Origin of the sequence: Paraburkholderia tuberum STM678 (assembly GCF_902833905.1) — a bacterium.
GTDB lineage: Bacteria > Pseudomonadota > Gammaproteobacteria > Burkholderiales > Burkholderiaceae > Paraburkholderia > Paraburkholderia tuberum.
The window spans coordinates 133765-146163 of record NZ_CADFGP010000015.1 but is presented as its reverse complement, the minus strand read 5'-3'; the positions used below and the strand labels follow the sequence as shown (position 1 = coordinate 146163).

General features: G+C 61.3%; 12 protein-coding genes. All 12 read right to left on the bottom strand.

Translation table 11 applies throughout. The annotated features are described in order from the left end of the window. Positions 1–16 precede the first annotated feature (16 nt). Positions 17–541 (bottom strand): helix-turn-helix transcriptional regulator, encoded by a 525-nt coding sequence (locus HWY30_RS15745; protein WP_090803783.1) that lies wholly within the window; start codon positions 539–541, stop codon positions 17–19. An 85-nt stretch (positions 542–626) separates the two neighbouring features. Then, positions 627–872: a hypothetical protein gene (locus tag HWY30_RS41660; protein WP_090805657.1), complete on the bottom strand. Its 246-nt coding sequence runs from the start codon at positions 870–872 to the stop codon at positions 627–629. A 305-nt stretch (positions 873–1177) separates the two neighbouring features. Further along, positions 1178–1768: an NUDIX domain-containing protein gene (locus HWY30_RS15740; RefSeq protein WP_090803782.1), complete on the bottom strand. Its 591-nt coding sequence runs from the start codon at positions 1766–1768 to the stop codon at positions 1178–1180. Positions 1769–1813: 45 nt separating this feature from the next. Next, complete coding sequence (locus HWY30_RS15735) at positions 1814–2110, bottom strand: DUF2818 family protein (RefSeq protein WP_018420024.1); 297 nt, start codon at positions 2108–2110, stop codon at positions 1814–1816. After that, positions 2110–3582, bottom strand: a complete 1473-nt coding sequence (gene nuoN / locus HWY30_RS15730; RefSeq protein ID WP_090803780.1) for an NADH-quinone oxidoreductase subunit NuoN — start codon at positions 3580–3582, stop codon at positions 2110–2112. Before nuoN ends, HWY30_RS15735 begins: the two co-directional genes overlap by 1 nt. A 24-nt stretch (positions 3583–3606) precedes the next feature. After that, positions 3607–5097, bottom strand: coding sequence for an NADH-quinone oxidoreductase subunit M (locus HWY30_RS15725; protein WP_090803779.1), 1491 nt, complete (start codon positions 5095–5097; stop codon positions 3607–3609). A gap of 15 nt (positions 5098–5112) precedes the next feature. Next, a complete protein-coding gene (nuoL, locus tag HWY30_RS15720) occupies positions 5113–7179 on the bottom strand; it encodes an NADH-quinone oxidoreductase subunit L (protein WP_090803777.1) in 2067 nt (688 codons plus the stop codon). Positions 7180–7196: 17 nt separating this feature from the next. Beyond that, entirely contained in the window at positions 7197–7502 is a 306-nt protein-coding gene (nuoK, locus tag HWY30_RS15715) for an NADH-quinone oxidoreductase subunit NuoK (RefSeq protein WP_090803776.1), read from the bottom strand. A gap of 20 nt (positions 7503–7522) precedes the next feature. After that, positions 7523–8215: an NADH-quinone oxidoreductase subunit J gene (locus HWY30_RS15710; protein ID WP_090803774.1), complete on the bottom strand. Its 693-nt coding sequence runs from the start codon at positions 8213–8215 to the stop codon at positions 7523–7525. A 190-nt stretch (positions 8216–8405) separates the two neighbouring features. Further along, complete coding sequence (nuoI, locus tag HWY30_RS15705; RefSeq protein WP_090803773.1) at positions 8406–8894, bottom strand: NADH-quinone oxidoreductase subunit NuoI; 489 nt, start codon at positions 8892–8894, stop codon at positions 8406–8408. A 15-nt stretch (positions 8895–8909) separates the two neighbouring features. Continuing rightward, a complete protein-coding gene (gene nuoH, locus HWY30_RS15700; protein ID WP_090803771.1) occupies positions 8910–9974 on the bottom strand; it encodes an NADH-quinone oxidoreductase subunit NuoH in 1065 nt (354 codons plus the stop codon). Further along, positions 9975–12308 (bottom strand): NADH-quinone oxidoreductase subunit NuoG, encoded by a 2334-nt coding sequence (nuoG, locus tag HWY30_RS15695; RefSeq protein ID WP_090803770.1) that lies wholly within the window; start codon positions 12306–12308, stop codon positions 9975–9977. It lies immediately after the preceding gene. Positions 12309–12399: the final 91 nt, after the last annotated feature.

Sequence of the window (12399 nt, the reverse complement as noted above, 5' to 3'; positions counted from 1 at the left end):
CGCTTGCGGCGCACTGCTACGCCACGAGATTGCTCAGTTGACGGCTCACACGCGGTTCAATCTGACGGGCCTCCTTCGTCAGATTGATCTGCTTCGCGAGTTTTGCGACATCCGCCACACCAACCTCAATCTCGTACCCGCCGCGCGCGGTCAGCCATTCGAGCACGTCCGCCAGATGCCAGACCGATGCACTGCCTTCGTGGATCGGTGACGGGAAGTCGATTGCGTTGTTCAGCATCAGCTTGCGCATGTTTTGCCGCGACACGCCGGCCACCTCGGCCACGTCGGTCAGCCCTACGAAGTCAGGTCCCGCCTCGATCAGCTGCGCGGACGGCACCGCACCTTTCACGTCCTTGAGCGCGCTGGTGACAGCCGCGAGCGCGCTCGCGCCTTCACGGGTGAAAAGCAGCCCGAGGCGGCCGGGTTGCCCGACGCCAATCGTGGCGTCGTCGCACCCCGCTTCGCCCAACCGCTCGACGATTGCGTCTGCATCGCATTCTTCCGCGGCGAGGCGATATTTCAACGTGAACACATATTCCATACGTTACTCCTGTCTTCGTTGAGCCCAGGTTGTTGCGATTCCTGCTTGATACCTGCTTGATACCTGCGTGATACCTACGAACCCACTAGCGCCGTGCCGTGCAGTTGCCGACGATGCGCCGCAAGTGCCTGGCGTGATTGCCGGCATTCTTCGGCGTACTCCAGACGCTCGATATACAGAACTCCCCGCAACGACATTCGGCGTCTCTGTACGGGCAATGGATTTTTCCCCACGCATGACCTCTTCCGCCGTCCTGAACGCGCCAGCCGTGCTGCTCCGCGTATGCCAACGCGGCCTCGATCTCTTTCTTCATGTGCCTTGCTCGAACCATCGAGACCTCCAATTTAGTCGCTCCAGCACAGGTTGTCAATTGACAACCTGTGCTGGAGCAGAAATGAGATCACTGCGATCTTTAACTTCAGTCATCCAAAACAGAATCGACGACGAATTCGGTGATCGAGAGGTTCATATTAGCCGGCCGCCGGCGCCACGACGAGCCAGCCAGATGGCATAGGAGACGGCTTATTTTTCGAGCCAGAAAGAAACCGCGAAGCCAATGAAAAGCCCCTGCCGGTCATCGACCAACAGGGGCTCCGTTCACCTGCAACGCGGATCAGCTACCGGGCAGACGCGAACTTATACCGTTTCGGGCGCCTCGGTCGGCCACGTACCCGACAGCACTTTCTCGAGCCAGAAGGTACCGATGATCGTCTTCACATCGGTGATCTTGCCCGTGCGCACCCACTCGGATACCTGCTCCACGGTCGCGGTGAAAAGTTCGAGAAACTCGCCTTCATCGAGGTTGCGCTCACCCGCGGTCAAGCCCCGCGCGAGATAGATATCAATGAATTCGGTCGAGTAAGAAATGATCGGGTGAATCCGAGTCAGGTACACGTACTCGCGCGCGGTATAGCCGGTTTCCTCGCGCAGTTCCCGGACCGCGCAGGCCAGCGCGCCCTCGTTCGGGTCGAGCTTGCCGGCCGGATATTCGACCATCACCTTGCCCATCGGATAGCGATACTGACTTTCGAGCAGCACGCGAGCGTCGTCGAACAAGGGGATCACCATGACGGCGCCCGGATGCTGAACGTATTCGCGCGTTGCCTGTTTGCCGTCGGGCAGTCGGACCGTATCGTACTTGACCGTCATGAACGGACCTTGATGGACCGTCTTGCTGTCGATACAAGTCTCGGTTAGCGCGGCGTCGTGATTGGGAAGCTCAGCCATGTGCGGACCTCAGAACAGTCAGGCGCGCGCGACGGCGAAACGCCGTCAGCGGCGTTTGACGAGATATTGGAAGGTAAAGCCGGGGAAAGCGAACACGACGAACAGCGCGAACGTGATCGCGTAGAACTGCCAGCCCTGCTCGAAGCGATTTCCCGCGCGCGCTTCGAGCAAAAAGCCCAGCGCGCCGACCACGAAATACAGCACGATCAATTCGGCAATCCGGAGCCAGGCGCTTTTCTTCGCCGCTTTCAACGGCACCGCGGCGAAGAGGCGCTGATTCAGGAACGGCAGGTTGGCGCCGACCAGCGCCAACAGCACGATAAACCAGCCCGCAGCGGACATCAGAGCAGCAGCGTGTGCTGGATCGCCTGCAAGCAGGCGCGCAACAGCGGATCCGGCACGATACCGAGCACCAGCACGGCGACGCCGTTCAACGCGAGCAACGCGCGCGTGCTCGTGTCCGCCAGGATCGGCGACTTGTCTTGCGGCTCGTCGAAGTACATCAGCTTGACGATACGCAGGTAGTAGAACGCGCCGAACAGCGACGTGATCACGGCGAGCACGGTGAGCCAGGTCAGGCCGGCGTTCATCGTCGCTTGCAGCACGGCGAGCTTCGCATAGAAGCCGACTGCCGGCGGAATACCCGCGAGCGAGAACATCATGATCATCATCACGAACGCAAATACCGCGCTGCGCTGATTGAGGCCCTTGAAGTCCTCCAGCGTGTCCGCTTCGAAGTCGCGGCGCGCGAGCAGCATGATGACGCCGAAGGTGCCGAGCGTCGTGATCAGGTAGACGATGCTGTAGAACATCGCCGAGCCGTACGCGTTCGCGGCGCCCGTGGTCTTCTGGTCGACCACGCCGGCGAGCAGGCCGAGCAGCACGAAGCCCATGTTCGAGATCGCCGAATACGCGAGCATCCGCTTGACGTTGCGCTGCACGATCCCGGTGATGTTGCCGACGATCAACGACAGCGCCGCCAGAATCACCAGCATCTGCTGCCATTCGACCGCCAGCGGCAGCAGGCCCATCACGAGGAAACGCAGACCCCACGCGAACGCCGCGACCTTCGGGCCGCCGCCGACGATGAGCGTCATCGCCGTCGGTGCGCCCTGGTACACGTCAGGCACCCACATATGGAACGGCACCGCACCCATCTTGAACGCCACGCCCGCCACGATGAAGATGACGCCGAACAGCAGCACGGTCGGATCGTAGTGGCTCGTGCTGATCGCCTTGAACACTTCGTTCAGGTCGAGCGAGCCGGTCGCGCCATACAGCATCGAAACACCGTATAGCAGGAAGCCGGAAGCCAGCGCGCCGAGCACGTAGTACTTCATCGCCGCTTCGTTCGACGACGCCACTTCGCGACGCAGCGCGATCACCGCGTACAGCGATAGCGACATCAGTTCCAGACCGAGATACAGCGTCAGGAAGTTATTGCCCGAGATCATCACGATCTGGCCGAGCAGCGAGAACATGCCGAGCAGGAAGAAGTCGCCGCGGAACAGGCTACGGTCTTCGAGGTAGCGACGCGAATAAACGATCGTCACCGCATAGCCGAGCGACACCACTGCCTTCATCACATTGGCGAACGGATCGACCACGTACATGTGATCGAAGAAGTAATGCACTTGCGGATCGAACGCATTGATCGCGAACCAGATCCCGGCGACGAGCGTCGAGAAGAACGCGATGAAATACGTGGTACGGCGACCCTCCTGGCCGACGAACGTGTCGTTGAGCCACGCGATGACAATGGCGGACATCACCAGTGCGTCGGGCAACAGAGCAGTCATAGGGGCGTTTTGCATGGTCTTAAATTCCTCCGCTCGTCGTTACTGAGGCAACGGCAGCTTCGATTGGGCAACGTGGGAGAGGAGGTTTTCCACGGATACGTGCATCACATCGGTAAAGGGCTTCGGGTACAGGCCCATGAACAGCGTCAGTGCGGCGAGCACAGCCAGCATGAAAAATTCGCGACGGTCGATGTCGAGCAGGTTCTTCACATGGTCGTTCGCGACCGCGCCGAAGTACACGCGCTTGTACATCCACAGCGTGTAGGCCGCGCCGAGAATCAGCGTGACTGCCGCGCCACTCGCGATCCAGAAGTTGTACTGGACGGAAGCCAGAATCACCATGAATTCGCCGACGAAACCGGAAGTGCCCGGCAAGCCGCAATTCGCCATCGCGAACAGCATCACGAACGCCGCGAACTTCGGCATCACGTTGACGACGCCGCCGTAATCGGCGATCTGACGCGAGTGCATGCGGTCGTACAGTACGCCGATACACAGGAACATCGCGCCCGACACGAAACCGTGCGAGATCATCTGCACGATCGCGCCTTCCGCGCCGAGCTGATTGAAGATAAAGAAGCCGAGCGTGACAAAGCCCATGTGCGCGATCGACGAATACGCGACCAGTTTCTTCATGTCGGCCTGCACCATCGCGACGAGACCGATGTAGATCACCGCGATCAGCGACAGCGTGATGACGACCGGTGCGAGGAAATGGCTCGCATCAGGCGTGATCGGCAGCGAGAAGCGCAGGAAACCGTACGCACCGAGCTTCAGCATGATCGCGGCCAGCACGACCGAGCCGCCGGTCGGCGCTTCCACGTGCGCGTCCGGCAACCACGTGTGCACCGGCCACATCGGCACCTTCACCGCGAAGGCCAGGAAAAACGCGATAAACAGTAGCACCTGCGGCGTCATCGCTATCTGCGCGTGCTGCCACGTGGCGATGTCGAACGAGCCGGTCTGGTTGTACAGATAGATCAGCGCAACCAGCATCAGCAGCGAGCCCGCCAGCGTGTACAGGAAGAACTTGAATGCCGCGTACACGCGGTTCGCCCCGCCCCACACGCCGATGATGATGTACATCGGGATCAGTGTCGCTTCGAAGAACACGTAGAACAACAGGCCGTCGGCCGCGCTGAACACGCCGACCATGATGCCCGACAGGATCAGGAAGGCCGCGAGGTACTGGCCGACGTTCTTCGTGATCACTTCCCACGCCGCGATCACGACGATCACCGTGATCAACGCGGTCAACGCAACGAACCACATCGAAATGCCGTCCACGCCGAGGTGATACGTGATGTGGAAGCGCTCGATCCAGTTCGCCTGCTCGACGAACTGCAACTCGGCGGTGCTCGAATCGAAGCTGGTGATCAGTGGCAGCGTGACGAGGAAGCTCAGAACCGAGCCGATCAGCGAAATCCAGCGCGCGGGGGCGGGGTTCTCGTCGTTGCCGATCGCGAGGACCAGCAGACCGAAGAAGATCGGCAACCAGATCGCGATGCTCAGAATCGGATAAGCGTGCATGGGTGTCCCTCGCCTTTATTTGCCGCCGAGCGTTACGAACAGGGTCAGGAGCCCCAGCATGCCGATGATCATGGCGAACGCGTAGTGGTAGATGTAGCCGGATTGGAGGAAGCGGATCACGCTCGCGAACCAGCCGATAAAGCGTGCGCTGCCGTTGACGATGCCGTCAATCACGACCACGTCGCCTTCCTTCCACAGACCCCGGCCAATGGCCACCGCGCCTCGCGCAAACACGACTTCGTTGATCTTGTCCATGTAGTACTTGTTATCGAGCAACGTGTAGATCGGGCCGAATGCGCGCTTGACGACAGCGGGCAGATCCGGACGGACCAGATACAGGAACCATGCGACCACCACGCCTGCGAGCGCGAGCCAAACAGGCAGGCCCGACACCGAGTGCAGACCCATCGACGCCCAGCCGTGGAATTCTTCGGTCATCTCATGCAGCGCCGGATGGTTCTCGCCGATGTAGATCACCTTGTCGAACGCGACGCCGTGCTGGAAGAAGTCGCCGAACAGCATCGGACCGACGCCGATCGCGCCGATCACGATCGACGGAATCGCCAGCAGCACGAGCGGCACCCACACGACCCACGGCGTTTCGTGCGGCTCGTGAGCGTGGTCGTCGTGACCATGACCATGGTCGTCGTGGCCGTGCGCGTCATGCCCATGCGACTCGGCCTCCGCGCCCATCGGCGATTCCGGGTGCTTCGGATTGCGGAAGCGCTCCTCACCGTGGAACACCATGAAATACATACGGAACGAATACAACGCGGTCACGAACACGCTTGCGACCACCGCGAAGTATGCGAAACCCGAGCCCGGCAGATGCGACAGTTTCACCGCGTCGATGATCGAGTCTTTCGAGTAGAAGCCCGAAAAGAACGGCGTGCCGATCAGCGCGAGCGAACCGATCAGCGACGTGATCCACGTAATCGGCATGTACTTGCGCAGGCCGCCCATGTTGCGCATGTCCTGATCGTGATGCATGCCGATGATCACCGAACCCGCGCCGAGGAACAGCAGCGCCTTGAAGAACGCGTGCGTCATCAGGTGAAACACGGCGACCGAATATGCCGACGCGCCGAGCGCGACCGTCATGTAACCGAGCTGCGACAGCGTGGAATAAGCGATCACACGCTTGATGTCGTTCTGGACGATCCCGAGGAAACCCATGAACAGCGCGGTAATCGCACCGATAACCATGACGAACGACAGCGCCGTATCCGACAGTTCGAAGAGCGGCGACATGCGCGTGACCATGAAGATACCGGCCGTCACCATGGTCGCCGCGTGAATCAGCGCGGAGATCGGCGTCGGGCCTTCCATCGAGTCCGGCAGCCACACGTGCAGCGGGAACTGAGCCGACTTACCCATCGCGCCGATGAACAGGCAGATGCAAGCCACCGTCAGCAGGCCCCAGTCGGTACCCGGGAAGTTCAGCGCCGCGAGTTCGGTACGCTTCGCGAAGACTTCGCCGTAGTTCATCGAGCCGGCGAACGCGAACAGCAAACCGATGCCGAGCAGGAAACCGAAGTCGCCGACGCGATTCACGATGAACGCCTTCATGTTCGCGTAGATCGCACTCTCACGCTTGAAGTAGAAGCCGATCAGCAGGTACGACATGAGACCCACCGCTTCCCAGCCGAAGAACAGCTGCAGGAAGTTGTTGCTCATCACGAGCATCAGCATCGAGAACGTGAACAGCGAGATGTACGAGAAGAAGCGCTGGTAGCCGTCGTCGTCGGCCATGTAGCCGATCGTGTAGATATGCACCATCAGCGACACGAAGTTCACCACGCAGATCATCATCGCGGTCAGCGAGTCGACCAGGAAACCGACTTCGAGCTGGGTCTTGCCGATTGACATCCATTGATAAATGGTCGCGTTGAAGCTCGCGCCGTCCATCACCTGGAAAAAGACCATGACCGACAGGATGAACGAAATCGCGACGCCGAGGATCGTGACCGAATGCGCACCCGCCCGCCCTATCGCCTTGCCGAACAGCCCCGCAATCAGGGAACCAGCGAGCGGTGCCAGCGGAATTGCCAACAGCAGGTTTTCATTGAGTATCGTGGACATAACCGCTTTTCCTGAAATTAACCTTTGAGCTGATCGAGATCCTCGACATTGATCGTGTCGAGACTACGGAACAGGGTCACCAGAATTGCGAGACCGATCGCCGCTTCGGCTGCCGCAACCGTCAGCACGAAGAAGACGAAAATCTGGCCATGCACGTCGCCCAGGTAGTGCGAGAACGCGATGAAATTGGTGTTCACCGAGAGCAGCATCAGTTCGATCGCCATCAGGATGATGATGACGTTGCGGCGGTTCAGGAAAATGCCGACGATGCTGATCGCAAACAGGATCGCGCCGAGGACAAGGTAATGGGCAAGGGTCAACATGATTTCTATCTCCTGTCCGCTCAGCTGTTCTTGGCCGGCGCCGAGTCGGCTGCTGCTGCAGCTGCCGCGGCAGCCGCTTGTTCCGCAGCGAGGGTCGCCGCGGTTTTCTCTGACGGCATCTTCACAACGCGCACGCGGTCCTGCACGCGCACCTTGACCTGTGCGCTGACGTTCTGACGCTTGCTGTCCTTCTTGTGGCTCGTGGTCAGCGCGATCGCCGCGATGATGGCAACTAGCAGGATCAGGCCGGCAATTTCGAACGCGAAGATGTAGTCGGTATAGATGACCTTGCCGATCAGGCGCGTGTTCGACCAGTCGCCCATGCCAGCGGCGGCCGCGGCCGTGTCGTGCAGCGCCGTGGTGGTCGCGCCGTAGCCGTGCCACAGGATCAGCGCGGTTTCGATCACGATGATCGCGCCCACCGCCGAGGCCATCGGCACGAAGCGTTTGAAGTCCTTGCGCAGCACGTCGAGATTGACGTCCAGCATCATCACGACGAACAGGAACAGCACCATCACCGCGCCGACGTAGACCAGCACCAGCAGGATCGCGAGGAACTCGGCCTCCAGCAGCATCCAGATCGCCGCTGCGTTGAAGAACGCCAGCACGAGAAACAGTGCGGACGACACCGGGTTGCGCGAGGTGATCACCTTCAGCCCTGAAACCACCAGGAGCAGCGCGAAGATGTAGAACAGTACGGTCGTGAATTCCATGATTACCGGTTCATCGTTAGGCCATCGTCAGGCATTGTTCTTTGGCACCCGTGGCTGGCAAAAGCGGACGAAACCGCCAGAACCGCCACACAGGTGCGCCGTGCCGCGGCGTTCAGGCCGCGGCGGTCGGCCCGACAGCAGGCCGTGTTACTGCTTTTACTGCCGCATTTGCTGCAAGCGGGAAAACGCTTCAACGATACGGTGCGTCGGCTGCCTTGTTGGCGGCGATTTCTGCTTCGTAACGATCGCCAACGGCCAGCAGCATTTCCTTCGTGAAGTAAAGGTCGCCGCGCTTCTCGCCGTGATACTCGAGAATGTGCGTCTCGACGATCGAATCGACCGGGCAGCTTTCTTCGCAGAAACCGCAGAAGATGCACTTGGTCAGGTCGATGTCGTAGCGCGTCGTGCGGCGCGTGTTGTCCGCGCGCGTTTCCGATTCGATTGTGATCGCGAGCGCCGGGCACACTGCTTCGCACAGCTTGCACGCGATGCAGCGCTCTTCGCCGTTTTCATAGCGGCGCAGCGCATGCAGACCGCGGAAACGCGGCGAGATCGGGGTCTTCTCTTCCGGGAACTGCACGGTGATCTTGCGCTGGAACGCGTAGCGTCCGGTCAGCGCGAGGCCTTTCAGCAGTTCCGTGAGGAAGAAAGTCTTGAAGAAGTTTTGGATTGCGGTCATAGGTTCGTCCGCCCTTTATTTCCAGATGTTCAACGGCGACATGATCCAGAAGCCGACCACCACGAGCCACACCACGCAGACCGGAATGAAAACCTTCCAGCCGAGACGCATGATCTGGTCATAGCGGTAGCGCGGGAACGTGGCACGCGCCCAGATGAACACCGACAACAGGAAGAAAACCTTGGCGACGAGCCAGACGATGCCCGGGATGAACGACAGGAACCCGAACGGGGCGCTCCAGCCGCCGAGGAACAGTGTTGCAGCCAATGCCGAGATCACGATCATGTTGATGTACTCGGCGAGGAAGAACAGCGCGAACGCCATACCCGAGTAATCGATCATGTGGCCCGCGACGATTTCCGATTCGCCCTCCACCACGTCGAACGGGTGGCGGTTCGTTTCGGCGATGCCCGAGATGAAGTACACGACGAACATCGGCAGCAGCGGCAGCCAGTTCCAGGACAGGAAGTTCAGGCCGTGCGAGGCGAAGAAGCCCTGCTCCTGCGAGCCGACGATGCCCGACAGGTTCAGCGTGCCGGCCGTCATCAGCACGACCACCAGCGCGAAGCCCATCGAGATTTCGTACGAGACCATCTGCGCGGCGGCGCGCATCGCGCCGAGGAACGCGTACTTCGAGTTCGACGCCCAGCCGGCCAGAATCACGCCATACACGCCGATCGACGAGATCGCCATCGCGTATAGCAGACCCGCGTTGATGTCACCGAGCACCGCGCCCGCCTGGAAAGGAATCACCGCCCAGACCGCGAAGGCCGGCACCACCACCATGATCGGCGCGATCATGTAGATCCAGCGGCTTGCCTGAGCGGGCTGGATCACTTCCTTCAGCAACAGTTTCAGCACGTCGGCGATCGGCTGCAAGAGCCCGGCGGGACCGACGCGGTTCGGACCGAGACGCACATGCATCCAGCCGATCAGCTTGCGCTCCCACAGGATCAGGTAAGCGACGCACAGCAGGATCGCGACGGCCACCACCAGGATGCGCACGAGCGCCCACACCGTGGGCCATGCCACACCGAGAAGTTGGGCGCCGCCCGAGTTGATCGTATCGAACAAGCTCATTTACGCCTTCTCCACCACCAGTTCACCGAACAGGCTGCCCAGCGCTGCACCAGCAGGCGTAGCCGCCGATACGCGGACGACTGTCTCCGCAAGATTCGCATCGCGCACGGCCGGCAACTGCACCGCTTGCTCGCCCTGACGAACGCGCACCGCGTCGCCCTCTTTCAAACCCAGTTTGTCGAACAGCGCAGCCGGCAGGCCGACCGAATTCGCCGTACGGGCCGCCGCGGTCAGATGCAGCGACTCCGCGCGACGCACGAGCGCATCGGCATGATAGATCGGCACGTTCGCGAGACGCTCGAACTTGCCTTCCGCCGCCTTCGCGGCCTGGCCGCGCGTCACCGCGACGCTGGTGCGGTTCGATAGACGCGACTTCAGCTCGCCGTCGCCGAGCGCGGCCGCGCGCACTTCTTCGACCGTGTCGTATTCGAAGCCCGACGCACCGAGCAGGCTGCCCAGCACGCGCAACACCTTCCAGGCCGGACGCGTGTCGCCGAGCGGACGCACGACGCCGTTGAACGCCTGCACCGTGCCTTCGGCATTGACGAACGTACCGCCCGATTCGGTGAACGGCGCGATCGGCAGCAGCACGTCGGCATAGTCGGCGCCGGTCTGGAACGGCGACATCACGACGACCATTTCGGCCTGCTTCAGCGCCGCAAGCGCCCGCGCCGGATTGGCCGTGTCGAATTCCGGCTCGAGATTCAACAGCAGATAGCCCTTGCGCGGCTGCTCGAACACTTCGCGCGCGTTCAGACCGCCTTCGCCCGGCAGCGCGTTCACGAGGTGCGCGCCGACCGTATTGGCCGCTTCGGTCAGGAAACCGAGCGTTGCACCGGTTGCCTCGGCAATCCATTGCGCCGCGGCGTGGATCGCCGCGAAGTCCGGATGACGGACCGCTTCGTTACCGAGCAGCACGACGCGGCGCTCGCCGGTAGTCAGCGATTTCGCTATCTGCTTGTGCGCGTCCGTCGGCTGCGTGCCCGCGAATGCTTCCGGCAGCGCGACGCCCTTCGCTTCGCCCACCGCGCCGGCGATGCCTGCCAACACCTCGAGCCATGCCGACGGCGCCGCGACCACGCGTTGCGCCTGAGGGATCATCGCGTCGTCGTTGGTGGCCTGGAGCAGCGTAAGTGCCGAACCGCCTCGTGCGACCTGGCGCAAACGCGCGGCGAACAGCGGATGGTCACGGCGCAGATCCGAACCGATCACGAGCGCCGCATCGACGTTCGACAGATCGGCGATCGTGCCGCCGAGCCACGGCGCGCCGGTAACGGGCGCCGAGAAATCAGACTGACGCAGACGGAAGTCGACGTTCGGCGTGCCGACCGCTTGCGCGATCTGCTTCAACAGGAACAGTTCTTCGACGGTGCTGTGCGCGCTCGACAGTGCGGCAAGCGCGTTCGCGCCGTGGTCACTCTTGATGCCCTTCAGACCCTTGACCACGTATTCGAGCGCGGTCTGCCAGTCGGTTTCGACCCACTGGCCGCCTTGCTTGAGCATCGGTTTGGTCAGACGCTCGGGGCTGTTCAGGCCTTCGTACGAGAAGCGGTCCTTGTCCGAGATCCAGCACTCGTTGATCGCTTCGTTTTCGAACGGCAGAACGCGCATCACGCGATTGTTCTTCACCTGCACGATGAGGTTCGCACCGACGGAATCGTGCGGGCTCACCGACTTGCGGCGTGACAGCTCCCACGTACGGGCGCTGTAGCGGAACGGCTTGCTCGTGAGCGCGCCGACCGGGCACAGGTCGATCATGTTGCCCGACAGCTCGGAGTCGACCGTCTTGCCGACGAACGATGTGATTTCCGCATGCTCGCCGCGGCCCAGCATGCCCAGTTCCATCACCCCGGCGATTTCCTGGCCGAAGCGAACGCAACGCGTGCAGTGAATGCAGCGCGACATCTCTTCCATCGAGATCAGCGGACCCACGTTCTTGTGGAACACCACGCGCTTTTCTTCGCTATAGCGTGACGACGACTTGCCGTAACCAACGGCCAGATCCTGCAACTGGCATTCGCCACCCTGATCGCAGATCGGGCAGTCGAGCGGATGGTTGATCAGCAGGAATTCCATCACGGCTTGCTGGCCCTTCACCGCCTTGTCCGACCTGGTGCGCACGATCATGCCGGCCGACACCGGGGTCGCGCACGCGGGCACGGCCTTCGGCATCTTCTCGACATCGACCAGACACATCCGGCAGTTGGCCGCAATCGACAGCTTCTTGTGATAGCAGAAGTGAGGAATGTAGGTGTCGACCTTATGCGCAGCCTGGATCACCATGCTGCCTTCAGGCACCTCGACTTTCTTGCCGTCTATTTCCAGTTCAACCATGATGGTCAATCTTCCTTAACCTGTTACCGCTCAATCGTTCGCGTGTTCATCGCCCGCTTCGGGCGATGAATCCTGCGGTTGAGGTGTTCGT